Source organism: Deinococcus murrayi DSM 11303 (assembly GCF_000482805.1).
Classification (GTDB): Bacteria; Deinococcota; Deinococci; order Deinococcales; family Deinococcaceae; genus Deinococcus; species Deinococcus murrayi.
In genome coordinates this window covers 18,093-40,624 of sequence record NZ_KI519505.1, presented here as the reverse complement: position 1 = coordinate 40,624, position 22,532 = coordinate 18,093, and the positions used below count along the sequence as shown (strand labels likewise).

Annotated in this window: 27 protein-coding genes; 14 read left to right on the top strand and 13 right to left on the bottom strand. The window is 70.7% G+C overall.

Translation table 11 applies throughout. The features are described from left to right. Nucleotides 1-45: 45 nt before the first annotated feature. Nucleotides 46-924 carry an SMP-30/gluconolactonase/LRE family protein gene (locus tag H565_RS0113205; RefSeq protein WP_027461455.1) on the bottom strand — a complete coding sequence of 293 codons (879 nt, stop codon included), beginning with the start codon at nucleotides 922-924 and terminating at the stop codon, nucleotides 46-48. A gap of 136 nt (nucleotides 925-1,060) precedes the next feature. On the opposite strand from H565_RS0113205, the gene H565_RS15470 reads away from it, so the two are divergent. The 6 genes from H565_RS15470 to H565_RS0113175 all read left to right on the top strand — a co-directional run bounded on the left by H565_RS15470 (nucleotide 1,061) and on the right by H565_RS0113175 (nucleotide 5,419). Continuing rightward, nucleotides 1,061-1,885, top strand: a complete 825-nt coding sequence (locus tag H565_RS15470) for an AfsR/SARP family transcriptional regulator (RefSeq protein WP_051363626.1) — start codon at nucleotides 1,061-1,063, stop codon at nucleotides 1,883-1,885. A 198-nt stretch (nucleotides 1,886-2,083) separates the two neighbouring features. After that, a complete protein-coding gene (locus H565_RS15465; RefSeq protein WP_211232134.1) occupies nucleotides 2,084-2,521 on the top strand; it encodes a CBS domain-containing protein in 438 nt (145 codons plus the stop codon). Continuing rightward, nucleotides 2,518-2,688, top strand: coding sequence for a hypothetical protein (locus H565_RS16500; RefSeq protein ID WP_157469077.1), 171 nt, complete (start codon nucleotides 2,518-2,520; stop codon nucleotides 2,686-2,688). The genes H565_RS15465 and H565_RS16500 overlap by 4 nt, the downstream gene beginning before the upstream one ends. A 1-nt stretch (nucleotide 2,689) precedes the next feature. Further along, entirely contained in the window at nucleotides 2,690-3,256 is a 567-nt protein-coding gene (locus H565_RS0113185) for a cytochrome c oxidase subunit II (RefSeq protein ID WP_027461454.1), read from the top strand. A 4-nt stretch (nucleotides 3,257-3,260) separates the two neighbouring features. Then, complete coding sequence (locus H565_RS0113180) at nucleotides 3,261-5,000, top strand: b(o/a)3-type cytochrome-c oxidase subunit 1 (RefSeq protein ID WP_157469074.1); 1,740 nt, start codon at nucleotides 3,261-3,263, stop codon at nucleotides 4,998-5,000. After that, on the top strand, nucleotides 5,000-5,419 hold the full coding sequence (locus tag H565_RS0113175) for a c-type cytochrome (protein ID WP_027461452.1): 420 nt from the start codon (nucleotides 5,000-5,002) through the stop codon (nucleotides 5,417-5,419). The genes H565_RS0113180 and H565_RS0113175 overlap by 1 nt, the downstream gene beginning before the upstream one ends. 191 nt (nucleotides 5,420-5,610) lie before the next feature. On the opposite strand, the gene H565_RS0113170 is transcribed toward H565_RS0113175, so the two are convergent. Then, nucleotides 5,611-6,783, bottom strand: coding sequence for an RNA-guided endonuclease InsQ/TnpB family protein (locus tag H565_RS0113170; protein ID WP_027461451.1), 1,173 nt, complete (start codon nucleotides 6,781-6,783; stop codon nucleotides 5,611-5,613). 196 nt (nucleotides 6,784-6,979) lie between these two features. Here H565_RS0113170 and mutY point away from each other — a divergent pair, with 196 nt between their 5' ends. Both mutY and H565_RS0113160 read left to right on the top strand, forming a co-directional pair. Further along, nucleotides 6,980-8,017 carry an A/G-specific adenine glycosylase gene (gene mutY, locus H565_RS0113165; protein WP_027461450.1) on the top strand — a complete coding sequence of 346 codons (1,038 nt, stop codon included), beginning with the start codon at nucleotides 6,980-6,982 and terminating at the stop codon, nucleotides 8,015-8,017. A 212-nt stretch (nucleotides 8,018-8,229) separates the two neighbouring features. Then, nucleotides 8,230-9,060, top strand: a complete 831-nt coding sequence (locus tag H565_RS0113160) for an isoprenyl transferase (protein ID WP_027461449.1) — start codon at nucleotides 8,230-8,232, stop codon at nucleotides 9,058-9,060. Between the two features lie 5 nt (nucleotides 9,061-9,065). Here the strand turns inward: H565_RS0113160 and H565_RS0113155 are convergent, their stop codons facing one another. Beyond that, nucleotides 9,066-9,248: a hypothetical protein gene (locus H565_RS0113155; RefSeq protein ID WP_027461448.1), complete on the bottom strand. Its 183-nt coding sequence runs from the start codon at nucleotides 9,246-9,248 to the stop codon at nucleotides 9,066-9,068. Nucleotides 9,249-9,490: 242 nt separating this feature from the next. On the opposite strand from H565_RS0113155, the gene H565_RS0113150 reads away from it, so the two are divergent. Further along, complete coding sequence (locus tag H565_RS0113150; RefSeq protein ID WP_027461447.1) at nucleotides 9,491-11,011, top strand: HRDC domain-containing protein; 1,521 nt, start codon at nucleotides 9,491-9,493, stop codon at nucleotides 11,009-11,011. A gap of 393 nt (nucleotides 11,012-11,404) precedes the next feature. On the opposite strand, the gene H565_RS0113145 is transcribed toward H565_RS0113150, so the two are convergent. The 6 genes from H565_RS0113145 to xseB all read right to left on the bottom strand — a co-directional run bounded on the left by H565_RS0113145 (nucleotide 11,405) and on the right by xseB (nucleotide 15,715). Beyond that, nucleotides 11,405-11,743, bottom strand: coding sequence for a (2Fe-2S) ferredoxin domain-containing protein (locus H565_RS0113145; RefSeq protein ID WP_027461446.1), 339 nt, complete (start codon nucleotides 11,741-11,743; stop codon nucleotides 11,405-11,407). Further along, on the bottom strand, nucleotides 11,743-12,543 hold the full coding sequence (locus H565_RS0113140; protein WP_027461445.1) for an ABC transporter ATP-binding protein: 801 nt from the start codon (nucleotides 12,541-12,543) through the stop codon (nucleotides 11,743-11,745). Before H565_RS0113140 ends, H565_RS0113145 begins: the two co-directional genes overlap by 1 nt. Then, nucleotides 12,536-13,564: a FecCD family ABC transporter permease gene (locus H565_RS0113135; protein WP_027461444.1), complete on the bottom strand. Its 1,029-nt coding sequence runs from the start codon at nucleotides 13,562-13,564 to the stop codon at nucleotides 12,536-12,538. Before H565_RS0113135 ends, H565_RS0113140 begins: the two co-directional genes overlap by 8 nt. A gap of 12 nt (nucleotides 13,565-13,576) precedes the next feature. Continuing rightward, a complete protein-coding gene (locus H565_RS0113130; RefSeq protein WP_027461443.1) occupies nucleotides 13,577-14,455 on the bottom strand; it encodes an ABC transporter substrate-binding protein in 879 nt (292 codons plus the stop codon). Nucleotides 14,456-14,783: 328 nt separating this feature from the next. Continuing rightward, the gene (locus H565_RS15460) at nucleotides 14,784-15,446 is read right to left on the bottom strand and encodes a lysophospholipid acyltransferase family protein (RefSeq protein ID WP_051363624.1); all 663 of its coding nucleotides are present in this window, start codon (nucleotides 15,444-15,446) and stop codon (nucleotides 14,784-14,786) included. Nucleotides 15,447-15,475: 29 nt separating this feature from the next. Then, the gene (gene xseB / locus H565_RS15455; protein ID WP_034409634.1) at nucleotides 15,476-15,715 is read right to left on the bottom strand and encodes an exodeoxyribonuclease VII small subunit; all 240 of its coding nucleotides are present in this window, start codon (nucleotides 15,713-15,715) and stop codon (nucleotides 15,476-15,478) included. A gap of 31 nt (nucleotides 15,716-15,746) precedes the next feature. Here xseB and H565_RS0113115 point away from each other — a divergent pair, with 31 nt between their 5' ends. Continuing rightward, nucleotides 15,747-16,421 carry a flavin reductase family protein gene (locus H565_RS0113115; protein WP_034409633.1) on the top strand — a complete coding sequence of 225 codons (675 nt, stop codon included), beginning with the start codon at nucleotides 15,747-15,749 and terminating at the stop codon, nucleotides 16,419-16,421. Nucleotides 16,422-16,428: 7 nt separating this feature from the next. Here H565_RS0113115 and H565_RS15860 read toward each other — a convergent pair whose 3' ends face one another. From H565_RS15860 to H565_RS0113095, 4 genes are all read right to left on the bottom strand, one after another. Next, the gene (locus tag H565_RS15860; RefSeq protein ID WP_051363623.1) at nucleotides 16,429-17,499 is read right to left on the bottom strand and encodes a GGDEF domain-containing protein; all 1,071 of its coding nucleotides are present in this window, start codon (nucleotides 17,497-17,499) and stop codon (nucleotides 16,429-16,431) included. A gap of 97 nt (nucleotides 17,500-17,596) precedes the next feature. Further along, complete coding sequence (locus H565_RS0113105; protein WP_027461441.1) at nucleotides 17,597-17,953, bottom strand: DUF2089 domain-containing protein; 357 nt, start codon at nucleotides 17,951-17,953, stop codon at nucleotides 17,597-17,599. Nucleotides 17,954-18,034: 81 nt separating this feature from the next. Then, nucleotides 18,035-18,676 (bottom strand): hypothetical protein, encoded by a 642-nt coding sequence (locus H565_RS0113100; protein ID WP_027461440.1) that lies wholly within the window; start codon nucleotides 18,674-18,676, stop codon nucleotides 18,035-18,037. A gap of 43 nt (nucleotides 18,677-18,719) precedes the next feature. After that, nucleotides 18,720-19,598 (bottom strand): DUF4097 family beta strand repeat-containing protein, encoded by an 879-nt coding sequence (locus tag H565_RS0113095; protein ID WP_027461439.1) that lies wholly within the window; start codon nucleotides 19,596-19,598, stop codon nucleotides 18,720-18,722. Between the two features lie 240 nt (nucleotides 19,599-19,838). On the opposite strand from H565_RS0113095, the gene H565_RS0113090 reads away from it, so the two are divergent. The 4 genes from H565_RS0113090 to H565_RS0113075 all read left to right on the top strand — a co-directional run bounded on the left by H565_RS0113090 (nucleotide 19,839) and on the right by H565_RS0113075 (nucleotide 22,502). After that, entirely contained in the window at nucleotides 19,839-21,239 is a 1,401-nt protein-coding gene (locus tag H565_RS0113090) for a ribonuclease R family protein (protein WP_027461438.1), read from the top strand. A 113-nt stretch (nucleotides 21,240-21,352) separates the two neighbouring features. After that, on the top strand, nucleotides 21,353-21,613 hold the full coding sequence (locus tag H565_RS0113085; RefSeq protein WP_027461437.1) for a hypothetical protein: 261 nt from the start codon (nucleotides 21,353-21,355) through the stop codon (nucleotides 21,611-21,613). Between the two features lie 126 nt (nucleotides 21,614-21,739). Further along, a complete protein-coding gene (locus tag H565_RS15445; protein ID WP_200870672.1) occupies nucleotides 21,740-21,970 on the top strand; it encodes a hypothetical protein in 231 nt (76 codons plus the stop codon). A 52-nt stretch (nucleotides 21,971-22,022) separates the two neighbouring features. Continuing rightward, a complete protein-coding gene (locus H565_RS0113075) occupies nucleotides 22,023-22,502 on the top strand; it encodes a hypothetical protein (RefSeq protein ID WP_034404122.1) in 480 nt (159 codons plus the stop codon). The last annotated feature ends 30 nt before the right edge of the window (nucleotides 22,503-22,532 follow it).

Below are 22,532 nucleotides of genomic sequence, written 5' to 3'. Positions count from 1 at the left end.
GGATGGGAGAGGGACGGGGCCACGCGCCCCGTCCCTTGTTGCCTGTCAGCCCCGCCCCCGCACCCGCGTCGGCACGTGGTACAGCCCGGTGCTCGCGGTGATGTAGAGGTCGGTCCCCTGCGGCCCCCCGAAGCAGAGGTTGGCGACCGTTTCGGGCACGGCGACCCGGCCCAGTTCCTCCCCCTGGGGCGACAGGACGTGCACGCCGTCCCCCGCGCTGCTCCAGACCCGCCCAGCCTCGTCGACCCGCAGGCCGTCGGTCTTGCCGGGGCGGACGGTGGCCCAGACCCGCTCATACGTCGCTTCGCCGTTCGGGGTGACCCGGTAGGCGTGGATGTGGCCGTCGCCTTTGCCCGTGTCGGCGAGCAGCAGGAGGTCAGGCGACTGGAAGGCCAGGCCGTTGGGCATCCGGCGGTCGCGGATGGGAGCGGTCAGGGTGCCGTCCGGCGCGAGGCGGTAGACGAAGTTGCCGGGCTGTTCCTTCTCCCCGCCGTAGCCCTCTTCGGGTTTGTCGAGGCCGTAGGTGGGGTCCGAGAACCATAGGCTGCCGTCCGGGTGCAGGGTCACGTCGTTGGGGCTGTTCAGGCGGCGGCCCCCAAAGCGGTCCGCGAGGACCGTCCACTCGCCGTCCTCCTCCTGCCGCAGCAGCGCCCGCCGCCCGTGCGAGCAGGCGACGAGGCGGCCTTGGGCATCGAGGCAATGCCCGTTTTGGTGGTCGCTGGGGTGCAGTTCCTCCTCCAGGGTGCCCGCGTCCGTCCAGCGCCAGGTGCGGTTTTGGCGCACGTCGCTAAAGACCACCCCCCGCCGCGAAGGCACGTAGGTTGGCCCCTCCGCCCAGGCCAAGCCCCCCGCGAGGCGGGTCACGCGGGCTTCCGGGGGAAAGAGGCTGAGGAACTCCGGGCGAGCGGGGATGAGGTCACTCATGAGGCCATGCTGCGCGAGACCTCCGAGCGACGCAAGATTGCGAGGAGTGCTACAGTTGGCGAAAGCCTTCCGCCTTCAGTCGGGACACCTGCCTGTTCGCACCAGCGCAGGCTATTCGTGAAGGGAGTCACGAGAAATGACGAGTCCCCGGCTTGCCCCCCCGGCCCTGCACCTACGGACCCTCGGTGACGCACTGGTTACGGTGAATGGCCAACCCCTGAGCTGGCCCGCCCGCAGCGCGGAAGAGCTGCTGTGGTACCTGCACGCGCACCCGAACGGGGCCTACCGCGCCGAGCTGCTTGCGGACCTGTGGGGCCTAGACGACACCCCCGCCGCCGCCAACCGCTTCCGGGTGGCGCTGCACCGCCTGCGGGCCACCTTGGGCCGCCCCGACGCGGTGGCCGAGGTGCGCGGGCGCTACCTGCTGCACCCCGACCTGCTGGCCGCGAGCGACACGGCGATTTTGCAAGGCGGTATGGAAGCCGCTGCCCACGCGAAGGACGACGCGGGGCGCGAGGAGGCGCTGCGCCGGGCACTGTCGTGCGTGGACGGCGAGTACCTGCCGCAGATTCGCGCCGAGTGGGTCGAGGAGGCGAGGCTCTACTGGCGCTCGCTGCGGGTGCGGGCCTACGTGGCCCTCTCGACCTTGCATTGCCTGCGCCGGGAATGCCCGCTCGCGGTGCAGGCGCTGGGGCAGGCGGTCGGGGCTGACCCCTACCTTGGCGAGGACCACCACCAGCGCCTGATGGCCTGCCTCACCCAGACCCGCGGGCGCTTCGAGGCGGTCGAGCACTACCGCCGCTACCGCCGCTTCCTGCGCGACGAGGTGGGCGATACCCCCATGCCCGACACCGTGCTCCTCGCCGAGCGCCTCAAGGCCGGGGAACTGGTCTGCCGCGAGGCCGAGCAGCAGCACCGCGCTCCGCTGCTGACGGCGCTGCGGGGGCCAAAGGAGCCGTAAAGGCAGCTCCCAGCAGCCAGCACCAGCAGCCAGCACCAGCATCCAGCCGCCAGCTCGGTTCAGAGGCCCCCTGGCTCACTGTCCCAGCCCCGCCCCCCCAGCGCGGGGCGGCTTGCCAGAAGCTGAGGGCTGGATGCTCCCCCGGTAATGACCCCGTAATGCCCCGGCGAGACCCTCCGCAATGAGGAGGGCTTTACCTTGCTTGTTTCCGAACTGATGAGTCGTCCCCCCGTCTGTGCCGCGCCCGACCTGAGTGTGCCGGATGCGGCCCACCTCCTGCGCCAGCACGGGATTCGCCGCTTGCCCGTGGTGGAGGGCACCACCTTGGTCGGCATCGTGACCGACCGCGACCTGCGCGAAACCCTGCCGGGCCGGGTGACCACCCTGAGCATGTGGGAGGCCACCACCCAGCTCGCCGGGATTCGCGTCGCCGACGTGATGCGCCGCAGCGTCATCACGACCACCCCCGACGCCGACGCCCGCGACGTGGCCCGCACCCTGCTCTCGCGGCGCATCGGCGGCTTGCCCGTCGTCAGCGAGCGCGGCGAGGTGATGGGCATGGTCACCGTGACCGACCTGCTGCGCGCCTACGCCGCAGAGCCAGTCCCGCAGACCCTCCAGGAGCCGACCCCATGACCCGACCCCCCGCATCTACCGACCGCCCCCCGGCTCAGGAGGCCGCCCCCGAAGAGCACGCCCCCGGCACCGCGCCCATCGGCACGCTGATGGTGGTGGCCGTGCTGGTGCTCACGATGATTTGGCTGTGGATGCTGGTGCTCGGCGTGCAGCAGGGGCGGAGCTGAGATGGCTCCCCGCCCGTCCGCGCCCGCGCCCCGGCTAGAGCATCATTCTCTGGAGCGCTACGAGGCCATCTGGTTTGGCATCGCCACCCTGATGGCGGTGCTGCTGTTCGTCGCGGCCATCGCCAGCTTCATCAGCGGCACGTATACAGCCATCGAAGGCACCGGGGGGGGCCATCACATCACCGGGGTGGAAAGTGGCCGCCTCGACCCCCGCAACCTCGCCGCTACGCCCTTTGCCGAGCCGGGCCTGCGCGAGAACCCCGACGGCACGCTGGAAGCCTTTGTGGTCGCCCGCGCCTTTGCCTTTCAGCCCGCCACCCTGCGGGTACCCGCCGGACGCCCGGTGACCATCCACCTCACCTCGGCGGACGTGATGCACGGCTACCAGGTGACGGGCACCAACATCAACGCGACGGCGATTCCGGGGCAGGTGACGAGCTTTACCACGACCTTCCGCCGTCCCGGAACCCTCAGCCTGGTGTGCAACGAGTACTGCGGCACCGGACATCACAACATGGTGAACACCATTGTGGTGGAGGCTCCGGGCACCCAGAACCAAACGGAGTAGACCTGTGACGATTTCCTCAAGGCCCGCACCACTCGTTCATCCCATCCGCGAGGCTCCGGCGGTGGGCGACGTGGCCTACCTCGCCTCGCTCAAGAAAGTCACCCAGTTCTACATTGTGACCGCCTTTCTCGCGCTCTTCATCGGCGTCCTCATCGGGCCGCTGCAAGCGCTCAACTACGGCGGCATCAACGTCTATGAGTGGCCCGTCATTCGCAACCTGTTGGGGTCTTACTACCAGGGCCTCTCGCTGCACGGGGTGCTCAATGCGCTCGTCTTTACCCAGTTCTTTATCTCTGGCTGGATGCTGTATCTCCCGGTGCGCGACCTGGGGATGCGCATCAACCTGCGCTTCGCGTGGTTCACCTACGCCCTGATGACCCTGGGCCTCCTGCTGGCTGCCGTGCCTCTGCTCACGAACGGGGCCACACTGCTGTACACCTTCTACCCGCCCATGCAGGGGGACGCCCTCTTTTACATCGGAGCGGCCCTCATGGTGGGGTCCAGCCTGCTCGTGGTGGGGCAGGTCGTGCACACCTGGCTGCGTTGGAAACGGGCCAACCCCGGCAAGGTGACCCCCCTCGTCGCCTTTATGAGCGTGGCGACCTGGATGATGTGGGCCTTGGCCGCGCTCGGCATCGTTGTGGAGGTTGTCGCGCTGCTGATTCCCTGGTCGCTGGGGCTGGTGGGGGGCGTTGACCCCCTGGTTTCCAAAACGCTGTTTTGGTGGACCGGGCACGCCATCGTGTATTTCTGGGTGCTGCCCGCCTACATCTCGTGGTATGCCTTTTTGCCCCGGCAAGCGGGGGGCCGCCTCGCTTCCGAACCCCTGACCCGGCTGGTGTTCGTGATGTTCCTGCTCAGCAGCGTGCCCGTCGGGTTGCACCACCAGTACGCCGACCCCAACATCCCCAATCTCTGGAAGAACATCCACATGTTCCTGACCTTCCTCATCGCGGTGCCCAGCCTCCTGACCGCCTTTAGCGTGGGGGCGGCCCTGGAGGACGCGGCCCGCGCCCGCGGAGGCCGGGGCCTCTTTGGCTGGGTGGCCCAGCTGCCGTGGGGGAACGCGGTCTTCAGCGCCCAGGTGTTGGCGATGGTGTCCTTTATCGCGGGGGGCGCGGGCGGCGTCGTGAACGCCAGCTCGTCTTTCTCTGGGGTGGTGCACAACACCACCTGGATTCCAGGACACTTCCACATCACGGTGGGGACCGCTACCACCCTGACCTTTATGGGGGTCTCCCTGTGGCTGATTCCACACCTAACCGGCAAGCGGCTGCCCTCCCTGCGCCTGGCCTCGTGGTCGGTGTGGACGTGGTTTTTCGGCATGATGGTCTTTGCGCTCGGCATGCACTGGCAGGGGCTGTACGGGGTGCCCCGGCGCTCGCAGGTCAGCGCGGCGGCAGTGGACGCCTTCGGCAACCTTCCCCTCGCCCTGCCCACCCTGCTGACCGCGGTCAGCGGCGTGATTCTGCTCGTCAGCGCGGTGCTGTACTTCTCCGTGCTCTTCCGGATGCTCCTGTCCCCGCGGGTGGATGACGGCGAGCAAGCCGCCCCCCTCCCCTACTCGGAGGCCATCAGCCCGGCGGGCGAGAGCCTCGCGACGGCCAGCCCGCTCGTCAGGGCCACCGAGCCGCTGCTGGCGCTGTGGGCGGCCGCGCTCGTGCTGGTGGTGCTGATGTACGGCCCCGTCATGGCGCGGCTCTTCGCCGAGATGCAGCTTGTGCCCGGCTGGAGGCTCTACTGATGGCGGGGGACGGATTCAGCCGCCGGGAAATCACGGCTTTTGTCGTCTTTGCCGCGCTCGCTGCCGCCATCGGCATGGGGTCCTACCGCGCCGGGGTGGGGGTCGCACACGAGACGGGCGGCGGGGCTACCGTGATGCCCGCCACCGGAGACGCGGCGGTCAATGGGCAAGCCCTCTATGCCAGCAGTTGCGGGGGCTGCCACGGGGCACAGGCTCAAGGCGGCGTCGGCCCCGGCCTGGCCGCGAGCGCCGCTTGGTCTGGAACCGACTTTGCCGCCGCCGTGCTGCACGGCCAAGCCCCCGGAGGCCGCACCCTCGCGCCCGTCATGCCCCGCTTTGCCGAAGTCGGCCTGAACGGAAAAGAAGCCACCCCAGAGCGCATCGAGGCCATTTACAACTACGTCAAGAGCCTGCCGTAAGGGTCAGAAGAAGGAGGGCGGACGTCCCGGCGGGGGCGTCCGCCCCTCGGTGTCTCAGTCTGCCGCGCTCCCCAGCAGGGGGTCAGGGCCGGGGAGGTGGTGGGCCGCCGTGTCGTGCAGCCCCGCAAAGCGCAGGTGCCGCTGGCAGATAAACCACAGCTCGTCGCGGTCGTTGGCGAGGATGAAGTGACCTACTCCCCGCGATGAATCGCGGGGCTTCTCGGTGAACGCATGACCCGTTGGTCTACGTTGCCCACCGATGGCAAGGCCCTTGCCAAAATATTCATGGCGGCGTTCCAGTCTCGGTTCAGAACCGCCCCGCACCCCTTGCAGATGAACTCCCGCACGGACAGGGAATGCTTCTCCCGATGCCCGCACTGGTGGCAGTCCTGCGAGGTGTACTTGGGGCAAACACCTACCACGACGCGCCCAGCTTCTTCCGCTTTGGCCCGCAGTTTGTCCAGCAAACCGGCCCAGCCCGCATCCAGCACGCTTTTGCTCAACCGGGTTCGGGTCAGAGCAGTGATGTTCAGTTCCTCATGCGCGATGAGGTCGTTCTCCCGCACCAGCTTCAGGGCGACTTTGTGGTGCAAGTCGTCCCGCTGGCGCTTCACCTTCAGGTGCAACCGAGCGACAGCGGCTTTCGCCTTCTTGCGCCGGTTGCTCCCCCGCTTCTTGCGCGACAGGGAACGCTGCGCCACCCGGAGCCGCTTCTGGGCTGAACGCAAAAAGCGCGGGTTGTCCACGAACTCCCCATCGGAGGTGATGACGAGATGATTCACCCCCAGGTCTATCCCCACCGCACTCCCGGTGAGCGGCAGGGGTTCGGCCCTGGGGGCTTCGCAGGTCAGCACCGCGTACCACTCCTGGCCCTCCCGCTTGACGGTGAGGGTCTTGAGCTTGCCCGAAAAAGGTCGGTGCAACCGAATGCGGACGTTGCCGATTTTGGGCAGATAGACATGCTTCCCGTCCCCGGAGACGCTGTGCTGACTCGGCTGGGGGTACGTGAAGCTGTCGTACCTGTCCCGCCCACGAAAGCGCGGGTATCCGGCTTTGTGCCCCGCTTTCACGCGCCGGAAGAAGCCCTTGAAGCTCTTGTCCAGCCTTTTGGCGACATCCTGAAGCACCTGGGCATTGACGCCCTGATACTCCGGGAGGGCGGCTTTGACCTCCGGTAAGGACTTCATCTGGTCGTAGGCGGTGAGACTCTTGCCCGCCTTCTTGTACGCGCCCCGCCGTTCTTCGAGCATCCCGTTGTACAGACGCTGGCAGAGCGTGAGGGTAAGGCTCAGCGCGTCCTCCTGCGCCCGTGTGGGATACAGGCGGTACTTGTACGCCTTCAAGGTCGCCTCCCGCGTTCGCATTACCCCCCTCCAGGTGATTGCCACGCTCCCAGCCGTTGACACGGCGCAGGACCATTGCTTGTTCCTGCATAGCACATAGCCCCTCCGCACCTCCCCATTTCTGTAGGGAGCTGGCTCAAGCTCGGCTCAAGGCCCGTCCCAGAGTGCGCTCCCCGCCCCGCTTTCTGCGGCGGCGGACGCCGCTATCTTCCCTTCTGTGACGCCCGCGCTCGCCGACCTTCCCGCCCTGCGCCGGGCGCTGCTGACCTGGTTTGACGCGCGGGGCCGCGACCTGCCCTGGCGCAGGGGACCGGAGGGCGGGCGCGACCCCTACCGGGTGTGGGTGTCAGAGGTGCTGCTTCAGCAAACGCAGGTCGCGCGGGGCCGGGTGTACTTCGAGCGCTTTCTCGCGGCCTTTCCGACCGTAGAAGCCTTGGCCGCCGCGCCCCTCGAAGCGGTGCTCAAGGCCTGGGAGGGCTGCGGCTACTACGCCCGCGCCCGCAACCTGCACCGGGCGGCGGGGGTTGTGGTGCGGGAGGGCTGGCCGCAGAGTTACGAGGGCTGGCGGGCGCTGCCGGGGGTGGGACCGTACACGGCGGCGGCGGTCAGCAGCCTCGCGCACGGCGAAGCGCGGGCGGTCAATGACGGCAATGTGCGCCGGGTGCTCGCGCGGCTGTGGGGCGAGGCGCGGCCCTCTCCCGCCTGGGTGCAGGCCCGCGCCGACGAACTGTTAGACCCCGCTCGCCCCGGTGCCTGGAATGAGGCGCTGATGGACTTGGGCGCGACCGTCTGCGTCCCCAAGGCCCCCCGCTGCGCCGAGTGCCCGCTCGCGGGCTGGTGCGCGGCGCGGGCGTCGGGCCACCCGGCGGGCTTTCCGGCCCCGCAGGAGCGGGCGGCGGTGCGCGAGGTGCGGGCGGTCGCGCTGCTCATCGGGGACGCGGAGCGGGCCGTGCTGGAGCGGCGCGGCGGCTCGCTGCTGGGGGGACTCATGGGCCTGCCCAGCGAGGAGGTGCGCGGGGACGAGGGGGACGCCGCCGCCCTGGCCCGCCTGAGCGCTCGGCTGGGGGCTGCCGTTCGCGGCGAGCTGGGCGAGGTGCGGCATACGATGACCCACCGCCGGATACGGCTGGCGGTCTACGCGGGGGCGGGCGGCCCGGCCCCGGTCCCGGTCGCGGGGGAGGCCCTCTCGCGGCTGGACCACAAGGCGCTCGCGCTGTGGCGGCAGCGGGCGGCGTCACTGTTTGCGCCGGAGTGATACGGATTCCGAAGAATCCGTTCCAGCCCCTTCGCTCCGCTCTCCTGCGGAGCTGTGCCAGTACGGTGCTTTCACTCCTCTCCGTCATCCTGGTTCCTTCTCCCGCTCGTCGGGATTCACCGTTCTTCCAGAACTGTTCATCCGGAATCCTATGACCTCCGTCTTTGGAGGGACCCCGCCCCCGCGACCTAGGCGCTAGACTGCCCGCCGAGATGAGCCGCCCTCCCCTCTACGCCGCGCTGCATAGCCTCCGCAAGGTCCGGGACGCGGGACGCGGGGCGCTGCTGTGGGGCTACGAGCGGCGGCTTTTGCGCGAGGTCCGGGGGCACGGGCGGCTGCCCCGGCACCTGGGCCTCATTCTGGACGGCAACCGCCGCTATGCCCGCGCCGCCGGGCTACAGCGCGAGCTGGGGCATTCCTTCGGGGCCGAAAAAGCCCACGAGGTCCTCCAGTGGTGCCTGGAGCTGGGCATTCCAGCGGTCACCATCTGGGTGCTGTCCACCGACAACACCAGCCGCGACCCGGAGGAACTCGCCCACATCCTGCGGCTGCTGGAGCGCGAAGCCCGCAGCCTCGCGACCGACCCGCGCATTCACGCCCACCGGGTGCGGGTGCGGGCCATCGGGCAGCACGGCGCTTTTCCGCCCCAGGTGCTGGCTGCCCTGCGCGAGCTGGAAGAAAAGACCGCCGGGTACGACGGCATGACCCTCAATATCGCCGTGGGGTACGGGGGCCGCGAGGAAATCGTAGACGCAGTCAAGTGCCACCTCGCGGGGCGGGCCGCCGCGGGCGCTGGCCTCGCGGACGTCATCGCGGAGCTGAAGCCGGAGCACATCAGTGCCCATCTCTACACCGCGGGCATCCCCGACCCCGACTTCATCATCCGCACCAGTGGCGAGATTCGCCTCAGCGGGTTCATGCTCTGGCAAAGCGTCTATTCGGAGTTTTATTTCTGCGACGTGTACTGGCCGGGCTTTCGCCGGGTGGACTTCTTACGGGCGCTGCGGGACTTTCAGGGACGGGAGCGGCGCTTCGGGCGCTGAGGAGCCTACCGCCCCCGCAGGGTCGTCTGCTGGGTGACGCGCCGGCGCAGAACCTGGGTGTCGGTGCTCGACGCCAGCAGGCCGTCGGGACGGATGAGGAAAGTGCCCCCCGCGCGGCTGCCCTGGGGCAGCAGTTCGGCGCGGAAGGTCTGCCCGTCTTCGCCCCCAGCCGCACCTCGTAGGACCACGCCTGGAAGGTCGTCTGCGTCTTGAAGACGTGCTGCCGCTGGGCGTTCAGCCCCCGGTAGGTCGTGACCGAGCGCAGGGTCAGGGGGGAGGCCCCGGAGGGCGTGAAGGCGTCCTCTTCGCCCACCAGGGTGCTGAGGCTGCCCGCCCAGTGACCCGCCGGGGGGCGGGGCGCTTTCTTCGGGCCTGACCCTGCCCTCATCCGCGGGGCGTGCCTGCGGCCCGGTGCGGCACAATAGGCAACATGACTGCTGACCTTGCCCCCGTTTCTGCCCGCCCTGACGCCCGGCTGGTGGCCCTGCACGCCGAGCGCGGCGACCCCCACGCGCGGCTGGCCGGCGCGCTGGCCGACCTGGAGGGGGCCGACTGGGGCCTGACCCTGGCGGGCGAGGCGGCGCTGGCCCGGCAACTCGGAGCGCTGCTGGGGCCGGGCACCGTGCGGGTAGACGAGCGCCTGGGCGTGAGCCGCGCAGCGCTGGCAAATGTCGGCCTCGCCGCCGCCGGGCTGGACGCCGACTGGGGGGGAGCGCGGGCCGTGTGGCTGGCCGAACCCGACGAGCGGCTGCTGCGCCGCGCCGAACGCCTCGGCGTGCCCGTCATCGTGGATGCGACCCTGGCCCCCGGCGGGGGTTGGTTGACTCAGGGCGCGGCCTACGTCGTTTACCGCTGTGGGGTGACCCTGACGGGCTTCGGGGATACCGACCTCGCGCTGCTGTTTGGCCAGGGAAAAGCCCCCGCTCCCGCCGCCCCCGCTCCCTCGGACACGGCGGTCGCGCTCGCCCTGCGCGACGTGGCGACCCTGCCGCTGCGCCTGGCCCGCATCGCCCGCACGGTGGGCCAGCTCGCCGAGCGACTGGGGGGCCGTGCCCTTCTCTTTGGTCCCACCGCGCTGCTGCTGCCGCCCGACAGCGCCCCTGACACCCCTTGGCCCCCCGGTGGCGTGCTCGCCGCGACCCGCAATGTCGCGGGCGGGGTCGTGCTCACGCCGGGTTTGCAGGACGCGGAGGTGGCCCTCGGCCTGCTGCGCGGTGCGGACGGGGAGGCGCGAGAGCCGGGAGACCCCCGCCGTCCCGCCCGCGACGACGAGCCGCGCTCCCGCCGCGACCGCTTTCGCCGCGACCGGGGCGAGCGCCCAGAGCGGCCAGCAGCGGCGGGGGCCGAAGAACCGCGCCTCGCCCCCTTTCCCGATAGCCCGGAGCCGGACACCGCCCGTCCGGACCAGCCGCTGCCAGACGGCCCCCCCACCCGCGTGACCTTTGAGGCCCCCGCCCCCGCCGCCGAAGCGCCCGCCGAGGCCCCCTGGGTGCCCGAAATCGTGCTCAGCAGCAGCGGCCACGAGGACCCCACCCCCCTCCCCACCCCAGTCAGCGCCGGACCCGATGAACCCGAACTGGAGGTTCAGCCGCCCCTTGCCACCCCCGACGCCGCCGCGCCCGCTGGGGAGGCGGAGGAAGCCGCCCCCCCAGCCGCCCTCGCGGACCTTGCTCCGGACCTGCCCGCTGCGGGCGAAGCGGGCGCGGCCCCCGACCCCGCCGCTGACCTCACCGAAGAGCAGGCGGCCATCTATGCTCGGCTGCGCGAGTGGCGCAACGCCGAGGCGCGGCGGCAGGAGGTCAGCCGCTTCATCATCGCCAGCAACGCGACTCTGGCCGAAATCGCCCGCCGGGTGCCCTACACGCTGGAAGACCTCCGGGCCGTGCGCGGCATGGGACCGGAGCGGCTGCGCAAGTACGGCGAAAAGATGTTAGAGGTGGTGCGGGGCTAGGGCCAGCGCTCAGCGGGACTCACCCTCTCGCCCCGCGCCGCACCAGCAAAAACCCCCGGCCTATGAAGCCGGGGGGTGCCGTTGGGCGAGGTGGCAACGCGGCGGGAGCGCACGAGAGGCTTCAGGTCAAGGGAGGAAGATCAGTTGGATGATCTCCACCAAGAGCTTGACGGCGAGCAGGACAGCGGAAACTGCCCCGGCCCAGGCCGTTACCCGCTTTGGCGTCAGCTTTTGACGCCGTCTGCAAGCGTGGTACGCTTCTTGTGCATAGCGGAGATTCACCACCTTTCGATGGCCCCGGTGCGGAAACACCGGGGTTTCCTCTTGCCGAGGACGTTCTCTCCGCTTCCCGCTTGTCATGCACCCCGCCCGCAGGCCAGGGCGGTCTACCCTCTACTCCGGCCCGTACTTCCGTTCTGTCGGCAACTCGGTCCCGTCCTGCACCGCCTGGGCGATGCGGGTCGCCAGCGGGAAGTCCACCGCCGCGTACCAGCCCTCCTCCAGCCCGCCCTCCGCAGCGCGGTAAACGCAGAGGGTCGGGCCGAAGGAGCAGGCCCCCAGGCAGCCGCTTTCGGTGAGGCGCACGCTGCCGCCCGCCTTGTAATAGGCGAGCGCCTGCCGTTCCAGGTGGTTCCAGAGTGCCCGGTGCAGCAGCGACGACCCCCGCGCCTGGCAGTGCTGGCCCTGGCAGACGAGCAGATGGCCGTTTGTTTTGAAGTAGCGGGCGGGCATCAGTCCTCCGGCAGGATAAGGGGGCGGTCCCCGTCGTGCAGCACGCGCACGCGCAACCTGTAGGCGGCGTGCAGGTGCGCGGGCGTGAGGACCCCTGCGGGGGTGCCCTGGGCGAGCACTTGCCCCCGGTGCAGCAGCACGAGGCGGTCCGCGCGGGCAGCGAGGTTGAGGTCGTGCAGCACGGCCACCACCCCCAGCCCCCCGGCGGCCTCGCAGCGGGCGTGCCGGATGATGTCTAAGCCATAAGCGAGGTCGAGGTGATTGGTCGGCTCGTCGAGCAGCAGAAACCGGGGCTGCGCGGCCAAGGCGCGGGCGAGGCTCACGCGCTGGCGCTCGCCGCCCGACAGCTCGGACACCCGCCGCTCGGCAAAATGAGCGGTGTCGGTGCGCTCTAGGGCGCGCTCGACGGCGGCCTCGTCCTCGGCGGTCCAGGGACGGCGCGGAATCAGGCCCCAGGCCCAGTCGCCCGCGCCCCGGCCCAGCGCCACCACGTCGCGCACCCGCGCCGCCTCCGGCAGCCCTTCCCCCTGCGCGAGGTAGGCCAGCGTCCGCGCCCGCTCCGCCCGCGTCCACTCCGGGAGGGAGCGGCCCAGCAACCGCACCTCGCCCGCCTGCGGCGACGTGAGGCCCAGCAGCGCCCGCAGCAGTGTGCTTTTGCCCGCCCCGTTTGGCCCGATGACCGCGCAAAACTCGCCCTCCCGAAAGGCCGCCGTCACCCCCCGCACGGCGGGAAAGCTCCCGGCACGGACATGGAGGTCGCGGGCCTCCAGGGTGCCCGTGCCCGTCACCGGGCTACTCATGGCCCCCCCGCCGCAGCAGCCACAGAAAAAACGGCCCCCCCAGCAGGGTCGTCACCACACCCACCTGCGAGAGGGGCGTGGTGCGAGCCAGCAGGTCGGCGAGGACCAGCAGGGTGCCCCCCGCGAGGGCCGAGATGGGCAAGAGCACCCGGTGCCCCGCCCCCCATGCCAAGCGCACGACGTGCGGCACGACCAACCCCACAAAGCCGATGATGCCCACGTAAGCGACGGCGGCGGCGGTCGCCACGCTCGCGGCGAGCACGACAAGGAGCCGCAGCCGCTCGACCGGCACGCCCAGCGAGCGGGCGGTGAGGTCGCCCAGCCCCAGGGTGTCGAGCGCCCGGCCCAGCGCCAGCAGCACGCCGCCCCCCGCCAGCGCGTAGGGCAAGACGGTCGCCAGGTCCCCCCACCCGCTGAAGCCCAGGTCACCCAGGGTGTAGGCGAGCACCTGCCGCGCCCGGTCCTCGCCGCGCAGAATCAGAAAGGTGGACACCGCGCTCAGGACGCTGCCCACGACCACCCCCGCCAGAATCAGCCGGGTGGGGGGCAGGCGGCGGCCCTCGCGGGCCAGGGCAAGGGTCAGGCTGACCGCCCCCAGCGCCGCGGCGAGGGCCACCACCGGCACCAGCGGGCGCGGCCACCCCGCGACGATGGCGACGGTCGCCCCCAGGCCCGCCCCGCTCGCCACCCCCAGCAGGTAGGGGTCAGCCAGCGGGTTGCGAAAGACTCCCTGAAAAGCCGCCCCGCACACGGCCAGGCACGCCCCCACGAGCACACCCATCGCCACCCGCGGCAGCCGCAGTTGCCAGACGATGGTGTCTTCGGGCGAAAGCGCCGCGCCCGTCCAGAGGCTGGTCACCCCGCGCCCCAGGGCACCGAGCACCTCCGCCGGGGGAATGGTCACGCTGCCCAGGCCCACCGCCAGCACGACGGCGGCGAGGAGGACGGCCACCAGCGCGGCGGTGCGCCCCAGCCGCCACGGGCGCGGCGTACTCGCAGCGGCGGGGCGCTCAAGGCTCACGGCCCGCCAGCCTCACCGGAAGAGTTCCGGGTGCACCAGCTGCGCCAGCCCCCGCAGCGCCTGGGGCAGCCGGGGACCGGGGCGGCTGAGGATGGTCCTCAGCTCCTTGGGCAGCTCGATGACCCGGCCCGTCTTGACCGCCCTGAGGCCACTCCAGCCGGGGCGAGCCGCCGCCTGCTGACGGCTGAGGCCCAGCATCAGCTCCGGGTTGGCCTTCACGATGAGTTCGGGGTCCACCTTGGGAAAGTCGCCCAGCGAGGCGGGAATGATGTTGCGCGCTCCGGCTTTGGTCAGCAGCACGCCCATAAAGGAGTTCGGCCCGATGGAGTAGGGGGTGGGGTCAATCTCGAAGTAGGCCGTCGGCTTGCGGGCCGCGTTTTTGGTCAGAATCTCGACCTTGGCAATCTCGCGGCGCATGTTGAGCACCAGGTTTTTCGCCTGCGTCTCGCGGTTCACAATGCGGCCCAGGGTCAGCGTCTTGGAAAAGACCTCGTCGTAGGTTTCGGGATTGACCGCCACCACCGTCAGGCCCGCTTGGGTGAGGGGAGCTTCGAGCTTGCCGTACTTGCTCACGAGCACCAGGTCAGGCTTGAGGGCCACGATTTGTTCAACCTTGGGGTCATACAGCCCGCCCAGCTTGGGGAGGCGCTGCACCTGCTGGGGAAAGTCGCTGTAGTCGTCGACGCCAACCAGCTTGTCGCAAGCGCCGATAGCACACAGGGTCTCGGAGGTGCTGGGCAGCATGCTCACGATGCGCCGCGGCTCCGCTTTGAGGGTGACCTTGCGGCCCAGGTCATCGGTGAGGGTGAGGGGATAGGTCGTCGCCGCCGCGGCGGGCAGCAGGGCCAGCAGGGACGCGGCCAGCGCAGTTTTGGCAGGAAGAGTCTTCATGGCTGCTCCTTTGAGCCTCTTTTCTCGCGGGGCCGGCAAGCCGAAGACAACAACACCGCCCCGGTGGGGGGCGGAGTGGGGGGCTGCGGCGCGTCCGGGGCGGCGGCGCGGCCCCGCGGGGAGGCGGCTTCGCTGCGCCAGGGCGGTCCCTCCAGTCCGCGAGAGGTCAGGCCATCCGGCTGCGCCCTGGGGCGAAGGCCGGGACGGGGCCGGTGTTCGGACTTCCCCTGGGGGGGTTACCGTTGCGCGACAGTGCCGGACTCTCACCGGACTTTCCCTGCCTCCGTCGGGGGGCACTATAGGGCAAAGCGGAGGGGAAAAGGGGCTTTTATGCGCCTTCTCCCCCGCCGCTTGAGTGCCCCCCGTCCCTCCCCCTGCGGCTGGGCAGGGCTTCTCCGGCGAGTTCGGCGAGGCGGTCGCCGACCTCGGCGGTGAGGGCCTTGACACTTCCGGTGGGCGGGATGGGCGGCCCAAAGCGCACCAGCCAGCGCCGCCCCTCGCGCCGCAGGCCGACGGGCAGGATGGGGGCCTTGCCCTTGAGGGCCAGCAGCGCGACCCCGCCGTGCAGCTCGCCGCCGCTGCGGGTGCCCTCCGGAAAGATGCCCAGCGTGCCCCCCGCTTGCAAGACGCGCAGGCTGGTGCGCACCGCGCCGAGGTCATTCGTGCTGCGGTCGACCGGAAAAGACCCCCCAGCGCGGATGATGTGGCCGATGACCGGGACAAACAGCTCCTTTTTCGCCATGAACTGAAGGAAGCGCCCCGGCGGCAGGCTGAGGGCGATAACAAAGGGGTCAAGGGCCGTGCGGTGGTTGGCCGCCACGATGAGGGGGGTGCCGGGGGGCGGCACGTGTTCGCGGCCCTGCACCTCCAGGCGCTCTCCCCGCAAGCGCAGCGGCAAGCCCATCACCCACAGGACCGCCCGGTACACCAGGGGATTCACGCGGGGGGCGGCTGCGGCAGCTTCGGGGGCAGCGCGGCGGACGTCACTCATGAGGGGAGGATACCCGCTGTTTCGGCGCGTCAGAAATCCACCTCGTCTGTCTCGGCGGTGTCCTCTCCCTCGCCCTCCTCCCCATCCCAGTCTTCTGCCAGGGCCGCCTGTACCGCCGCGAGGCGCTCCCGGCAAGCGGCGTAGGCGGCGCGGGCCTCTTCCAGCAGGGGGAGAACCCGGTCGAGGTCGGCTTCTCCACTTTCGAGTTCGGCGGCGATGCGCGAGAGCCGTGCGTAGGCCTCGCGGTAGGTGAGGGGGTCCCCTGACACGCGGGCAGGATACCGCCACTACGCTGGCCCCATGACTCCTGAAGCCCCGGTGCCCGCCTCCGAGCACTTCGACTTTGCCGCCCTTTCCGCGCCCCAGCGCTACAAACTGCTCACGGCGGTTGTGGTGCCCCGGCCCATCGCCTGGGTGAGCACCCTGGGACCCGGCGGCGAGGTCAACCTCGCGCCCTACTCCTTTTTCGGCCTGATGGGCACGGACCCCGCCGTGGTGGCCTTTGCCCCCGGCGACCGCCCCGATGGCACGCCCAAGGACACCGCGCTTCATATCGGCCCCGGCGGCGAGTTCACGGTCAACCTCGTGAGCGCGGCGCTGGCCGGGGCCATGAACGAAACCGCGACCGACTTTCCGCGCGAGCGCGGCGAAGCGCGGGCGGTGGGGGTGGCGCTTGCCCCCGGCGTGCGGGTGGCGGTGCCGCGGGTGGCCCTCAGCCCTGCCGCGCTGGAGTGCCGCGAGGTCCAGACGGTGACTGTGGGCCGCACCCGCGTCATTCTGGGCGAGGTGCTGGGCCTGCACCTGCGGGCGGACGCGCTGGCCGACGCCGCAAGGCTCCACGTGGAGACGGCGGCGCTCGACCTGGTGGGCCGCCTGGGGGGGCGCGGCACCTACACCTACACGCGAGACACCTTCGACCTGGAGCGAATGACCTACGCCGAGTGGCGAGCACGCCGGGGCGAGACCGAGGACTGACTCACCCTCACCCCGCCAGCTGCACCCGCGCCCGGCCCTCCGCCTTGGCGCGGTACATCGCAGCGTCGGCGCGGGCCAGCACCTCGCCCGCCGCCTCGCCGGGCTGCGCCTGAGCCACCCCGCAGCTCACGGTCACCGGGCCAATCTCCGGCAGCACCAGTCCCGCGACCGCCGCCGAGAGCTGCCCGGCCAGCTGCGCCGCTTGCGCCTGCGTCCGCCCCGGCAGCACCACGAGAAACTCCTCGCCGCCCCAGCGCCCCAGCCGCTCGCCGGGACCCAGGGCCGAGCGCGCTGCCCCAGCCACCGCCTGAAGCACCCGGTCGCCCGCCGCGTGCCCATGCCGGTCGTTGACCTCCTTGAAGCGGTCGATGTCAAAGAGGATGACGCTCCAGACCGCGAAGCCCCCAGTCTCCGCGAGCCAGGCATCGAGCTGCCGGCGGTTGGCCAGGTCCGTGAGGCCGTCCGTGCGGGCAAACCGGGCTTCACGCTCGGCGCGGACGATGGCCCGCAGAGAACGCCGCAGCAGCCGCCCCTGCAGGGTTAAAAAGGCCATCAGGGTGAGGTGCGACAGGTACAGTTGCAGCAAGGAGTTGCCCGACCCCGCCCGCTGGGCAGGCGTGGTTTCCGGCGAGAACCAGTACAGCCCCCCCACCGTGAGGAGCGCCGCGAACCACCCCAGCGAGACGGCAAGGGCCGCGCCGGGCCGCAGCACGAGTGACGCCACGAAGTAGTTCAGCGAAAGCCAGTAACTGTAGGCCCCCAGCCCAAACACCTCGCTTCCGCCGTGCAGCGCACTCCAGAACTTGTACAGCCCAGCGGCGGCTTCCAGCGCCAGCTCCAGCAGGCCCACCCGCACGAAGTCTGCGGGGCGACGCCACAACCAAACGCTCAAGACCACGTTTTTGAGGGCCAGCAGTCCCAGCCCCAGGCGGTCGACCGCCGCGAAGCCCTCGCCCGGCGACAGCAGCAGCGTGAGCACCGAGGTCACCATCACCCCGACAAGCACGACGAGCAGCGAGCCGTACCGGAAGCGGAACTCCGGCCTGCCCGCCAGAGTTCCCGGTGCCCGCCATGCCATCCCCGCCAGCCTAGCGCCGTGCGGGGAGACTGGCTACCCCCCAGGGATATGAGGCCATATGGGGGATTGCGCCGCCCTCCTGCAGGCTGGCCCTGGCCTAACGCCGCAGCTTCCGCGCCGCCTCGTCGGGGGTGATTTCACCGCGCTCCAGCCGCTCAATCACCTCATTCTGGGGGTCGGCGGGTTCGGGTTCATAGCCGATGGCGCGCAGCAGGGTGTCAAAGCGTGCCCGCACGGTGGGGTAGCTCAGGCCCAGCACCCGCTCGACTTCCTTGAGGTTGCCGCGCACGCGGATATACAGCCGCAGGAACTCCAGATTCTCTGGGGACAGGGTGGCAAACTCGTTGAGTTCAAATGCGCCGCGCACGGTCACGCCGCTTGTCGGAAAGCGCAGCTCGGTGACCAGGGGGGCTTCGGTCTCGTCGGGGAAAGGCAGAGGCAGGGGTCTGGACATGGGGTCAGGGTACGGGGCGCGGGGGGAGGCCAAGGGGGGGAGCAGGACGCCCCCACCGCGCCTCTAGCCCTCATTTCAGCCTCACTTCAGAGAGATGCGGACCGCATTTCCCTCGCTGTCCTCGGCGTCTAGGAGGTCACCGGGGGCGGGGTCTGCCGCCAAAAGGAGTTGCAAGGCCTCGACGCTCAGGCCTGCCCGCTCCAGCGCCCGCTGGCCGTGCGGCGGAATCAGCCTGCCCAGGTGAGGCGCGAGGCTGACGGGCAGGTTCGCCGCGTACTCGTCGCCCTCGCCGGACTGAACTTCCACCCGCAGAATGCGCGGCGCGGCGGCAGGGGGCTGGCCGCGGGCCGCGCCGCTCCCCGTCGCGACCTCCACGACCTCGCCCACCCGCTCCAGCACGGCCCCCACGCTGTCCATGAGGTCCCCCACCGGGGCCAGGCCGCGGCGTCCGCGTCCGTCCCAGATGCTTTGGCCGGGACCCTGCGGCGCACGGGGCGGGGGCGGCGGCTGGGGCACATCCCGCACCCCGCGCAGCAGCAGCAGGTGTTCGGCCACCTGCCCGCTGCTGAGGTCCTCGCGCGCGAGCAGCGCGGCGACGAGGTCGCGGTCGGCCTCGGTCAGCGCCAGCCGGGGGCTGAGGGCCGCGAGCAGCGGGGCCGCGTCCTCCAGCGTGAGTTTGCCCACCCGCACGAGGTCGAGGATGCGCCGGACCTTTTCCCTCATCGTGAAGCCCCTCCTTTTCTAACGCTTCCACCTACGGCCCGCCTCACGCGTCCACCACCAGGCTGCCGCCCGCGACCTTGACCCGCAGGGAAGCGCCGCCGTCGCCCAGCACCCCGGTGTAGGTGTAGGTGGCGTACTGGCCGGACTTCTGGAGGGGGAAGCTGGCCTTGACGCTGCCCGCCGTGGCCTGGGCGTGCAGGTTCACGCCGCTGCCGGGCTGAAGGCCGATGCGGGCGCTGCCACCCGACACGCTCAGGGTGTGCTCGCCGCCCAGCAGCCGCGGTTCCCAGACCAGGCTGCCCCCGGCCACCGTGCCGACCAAGGCACCCGCATTGCCCAACCGAGCACTGCCGCCCGCGACCTTGAGGGCCACCGGTCCAGCGATGTCCCCCGCCCGCAGGCTCCCGCCCCCCACCTGAGCCTGAAGCTCGGCTGCGCCCTCCAGACTCACGCTGCCGCCGCCGACCCGCAGGTGGGCGACCCCGCGCAGCTCCGGCAGGCTCACGCTGCCCCCGCCCACGCTGACCTGCGCGTCGTGCGGCTCGAACGGAACCGTCAGGATGGCGGAGAGATTGCTCCAGCCGTAGAAGCGTTCGCCGCCCTGCCGGGCCACCCGCCAGCCCTGGGGTGTCGCCTCCAGCGTCAGACGGCCTTCTTCGCTGGCGTGGAGTTGCGGCCCGCTCACGCCCGAATCCTGCACCACCCGCAGCGCGAAGCCGCTCACGTCCAGCAGAAGATGGGGCGGCGTGTCCTCGCCGGACGCCGTGGAGTGCGCGGCCCCCTCCTCCGCTGCGCTCTTTTCCTGCGCCACCTGGCCTTCTGGTTCCCCCAGCAGGTCCTGCCCCTCCTCGGGGGTGAGTTTGCCCTCGGCCACCAGACGCTCGACCTGTGCGCGAAATCCGGCGCTCGCTTGCTCATCCATGCGCTCCTCCTTGACAAGGATAGAAACACTTTTTTGCCTAAGTGTCAAGTTCGACTTTATACCCGCACAAAGGACGTATGCCTTCCAACTGAGGAGAATGCGCCCCAAGACGTGTTTTTAGGCTCGTCGCTTTGGCTGGCCCAGCGGCGCACCTGAGGCGAGTTCAACGCCGCTTTGGACTTTTGGAAACCCAGACTTGCCACTCAGTGCTTTCGGTCCCTTCCTCGTATCCTCATGCCCATGAGCACCCCTTCCCCTGCCCTGCCGGACCTCACGCCTGCCCAGCGGACGGAGGTGGAGTTGCTCGCGCGGGGCAAGGCAGAAAAGAGCCGCACCCTGCGCGACCTCTCGCAGCCGGAGACGCCGGAGGCCGCGCACGCCCTCTTGCTGCGGCTGGGGCTGTGGGATGAGGCGCGGACGCCCTACGCCGACCGCCTGGGGGCAGCGCTCAGCAGCGTGGCCCTGCCCGTGCCCGACTTTGCGGATGAACCCCGGCTGGACCTCACGCACCTGCCCGCCTTTGCCATCGACGACGAGGGCAACCGTGACCCCGACGACGCGGTGAGCCTCGAAGCCCTCGGCGGAGGCCTCAGCCGTCTGTGGGTGCACGTGGCGGACGTGGCCGCGCTTGTGCCACCCGGCAGCCCGCTCGACGAGGAGGCGCGGGCGCGGGGGGCGACCCTCTACCTCCCTGACCGCACCGTCGGAATGCTGCCCGATGAGGTGGTCGAGCGGGCGGGCCTGGGCCTGCACGAGACCTCGCCCGCCCTGTCCATCTCGCTGGACCTGGGTGCCGACGGCAACGCCGACGCGGTGGACGTACACCTCACCAGGGTGCGGGTCACCCGCCTGAGCTACCTGGAGGCGCAGGAACGGCTGGAGGCGGGCGAGGAACCCTTCGTGTCGCTGGCCCGCCTCGCCCGCGCCAGCCGCGAGCTGCGCGAGGGCGAGGGGGCACTCACCATCGACCTGCCGGAGGTGCGGGTCAAGGCCGACGAACGGGGCGTGGTCGTCTCGCCGCTGCCCAAGCCGGAGATGCGCTTCGTCGTGCAGGAATGCATGACGCTGGCGGGCTGGGCGGCGGCCATCTACGGGGATGACCATGAGCTGGCGCTGCCCTTTGCCACCCAGGACGCCCCCACGCGGGAGGTGCGGGGCGACACCCTCCCCGCGCACTGGGCGCGGCGGGGCACCCTGGCCCGCACCCGCTTTCAGCCCGCGCCGGGGCCACACCACGGGATGGGCCTCGACCTCTACGCGCAGGCCACCAGCCCGCTGCGCCGCTACCTCGACCTCGTCGTGCACCAGCAGTTGCGGGCGCTCCTGACCGGGGGCGAACCCCTGAGTGGCAAGGCGGTCGCCGAGCGGGTCGCGCAGGCGAGCATGAACGCCGACGCCACTCGGCAGGCCGAGCGCCTCAGCCGCCGTCACCACACCCTGCGCTTTGTCGCCGCGCAGCCAGAGCGCGAGTGGGAGGCCGTCGTCGTGGCGCGGCGCGGCCCGCAGGCCACCCTGCTGATTCCAGAGCTGGCCCTCGACGTGCCCCTGAGCACCCCGGCCCCTCCCGGCACAACCCTCAGGGTGCGGCTGGAGGGGGTGAACTTGCCGCTGCTGAGCGTGCGGGCACGGGTGGCCGGCTAAGCACAGCTCCGGCGCTTGGTGAGCTTTGACCCAGTTCAAAGAACAGCGCCTGCACCGCTGAATCCGCTTCACCTTTCATTCATCTGCCCGGCGGGGTGTCTACACTCAGCCCCATGAACGGCGTCCCGACCGACATCGTGTCCCTGCGGATGAGCCACTGCCGAGCCGAACACGCTGCCGCTGGAGCGCAGTATCACCTCGCCGTGCTGCACTACCGCGAGTGTCTGGAGGCCGCCGAGCGCCGCGAGGACTGCCGCGCCGTCGAGTTTTTTGCCCTCAAGCTCGCCGAGTGCTACGACGCGATGGGCCTGCTCGACAAGGCCCGGCACTTCCGGGCACTCGCCTGCGCCGGAAGCGGGCCGCTGCTGGGCTGAAACTGAGCGAGTGGTGCGCCGCCTCCTGTCTGCCCTGCTTTTGGTCCTCGTGGGAATGGGGCGGGGGCTGCCACCCTCCAACTTCAGCCGGGACAAACGGGGCGGCTGGGCGAGTTCACCCTGACCGTGCTGCGGGTACAGGACAGCCGTTGCCGCCCGGACGTGCAGGGCATTCAGGCGGGCGAACTGAGGGCGTCGGTGCTCGTGCGCCACGGGGACCATTTCGCCCTGCTGCACCTGACGCCGCCGGAGCCGCGGGTCACGTCGGCCATGGACGGCTGGTCTCTGCCCGTGCGGCTGCAAGAGGCGACGTTCGAGCGGCTCCCGCGCCTGACCTTTACTGGCGGCCAGCCCTGACCCGGCACACATTCGGCCCGCTGGCTTCGCCTTTGCAACCTATGCTGAGGGGGTGAACAAACTTCTGATGTGCGGCGGCCTGCTGGCCCTAACTTGCGGTGTGGCGCAGGCGGCACCGAGCACCTACGTCGGCGTGCGACTCTCGGTGGATACGCCGCTGGACTTCGGGGTGGGCGTGCAGGCCACCTACGACGTGGGCAGCTACGCGCTGCGGGCGGGGGCCGACGTCCGCAGTCTGGTGGGCTACACGCTGGGCTACGGGGCCGACGCGAGCGTGCTCTTTCCGCTGTCGGGCACGCCCAACACCACCAGCCGGATTCAGGCTGGGGCCGGGCTGGGCCTGGAGCGGCACAGTGGCGTCTTGACGGTGCTCCGGCCCCACCTGCTGCTCAATGGAGAAGTGCGCCTGGCCCGCTCGGTCACGGCCTTTGCGGAGGGCAGCCTGGGCTACAGCTTCCTGCGGCCCAGCGGGGGGGGAGAGGGGCTGGGCCTCTTTTCACCGGGCCTGCGGGTGGGCCTGAACTTCCGCTGAGGGAGGAGGCTGGGTCTGGTTTAATGCCCC

Excerpts from the sequence above, each read along its gene's own strand:
- H565_RS0113185 (WP_027461454.1), top strand. The coding sequence starts at position 2,690 with ATGGCTCCCCGCCCGTCCGCGCCCGCGCCCCGGCTAGAGCATCATTCT.
- H565_RS0113100 (WP_027461440.1), bottom strand. The coding sequence starts at position 18,676 with ATGAGGGAAAAGGTCCGGCGCATCCTCGACCTCGTGCGGGTGGGCAAA.
- H565_RS0113160 (WP_027461449.1), top strand. The coding sequence starts at position 8,230 with ATGAGCCGCCCTCCCCTCTACGCCGCGCTGCATAGCCTCCGCAAGGTC.
- H565_RS16500 (WP_157469077.1), top strand. The coding sequence starts at position 2,518 with ATGACCCGACCCCCCGCATCTACCGACCGCCCCCCGGCTCAGGAGGCC.
- H565_RS0113105 (WP_027461441.1), bottom strand. The coding sequence starts at position 17,953 with ATGTCCAGACCCCTGCCTCTGCCTTTCCCCGACGAGACCGAAGCCCCC.
- H565_RS0113205 (WP_027461455.1), bottom strand. The coding sequence starts at position 924 with ATGAGTGACCTCATCCCCGCTCGCCCGGAGTTCCTCAGCCTCTTTCCC.
- H565_RS0113090 (WP_027461438.1), top strand. The coding sequence starts at position 19,839 with ATGAGCACCCCTTCCCCTGCCCTGCCGGACCTCACGCCTGCCCAGCGG.
- H565_RS15860 (WP_051363623.1), bottom strand. The coding sequence starts at position 17,499 with ATGGCATGGCGGGCACCGGGAACTCTGGCGGGCAGGCCGGAGTTCCGC.
- H565_RS0113130 (WP_027461443.1), bottom strand. The coding sequence starts at position 14,455 with ATGAAGACTCTTCCTGCCAAAACTGCGCTGGCCGCGTCCCTGCTGGCC.
- H565_RS15470 (WP_051363626.1), top strand. The coding sequence starts at position 1,061 with ATGACGAGTCCCCGGCTTGCCCCCCCGGCCCTGCACCTACGGACCCTC.
- H565_RS0113095 (WP_027461439.1), bottom strand. The coding sequence starts at position 19,598 with ATGGATGAGCAAGCGAGCGCCGGATTTCGCGCACAGGTCGAGCGTCTG.
- H565_RS0113115 (WP_034409633.1), top strand. The coding sequence starts at position 15,747 with ATGACTCCTGAAGCCCCGGTGCCCGCCTCCGAGCACTTCGACTTTGCC.
- H565_RS0113085 (WP_027461437.1), top strand. The coding sequence starts at position 21,353 with ATGAACGGCGTCCCGACCGACATCGTGTCCCTGCGGATGAGCCACTGC.
- H565_RS0113170 (WP_027461451.1), bottom strand. The coding sequence starts at position 6,783 with ATGCGAACGCGGGAGGCGACCTTGAAGGCGTACAAGTACCGCCTGTAT.
- H565_RS0113175 (WP_027461452.1), top strand. The coding sequence starts at position 5,000 with ATGGCGGGGGACGGATTCAGCCGCCGGGAAATCACGGCTTTTGTCGTC.
- H565_RS15460 (WP_051363624.1), bottom strand. The coding sequence starts at position 15,446 with ATGAGTGACGTCCGCCGCGCTGCCCCCGAAGCTGCCGCAGCCGCCCCC.
- H565_RS0113150 (WP_027461447.1), top strand. The coding sequence starts at position 9,491 with ATGACTGCTGACCTTGCCCCCGTTTCTGCCCGCCCTGACGCCCGGCTG.
- H565_RS0113145 (WP_027461446.1), bottom strand. The coding sequence starts at position 11,743 with ATGCCCGCCCGCTACTTCAAAACAAACGGCCATCTGCTCGTCTGCCAG.
- H565_RS0113140 (WP_027461445.1), bottom strand. The coding sequence starts at position 12,543 with ATGAGTAGCCCGGTGACGGGCACGGGCACCCTGGAGGCCCGCGACCTC.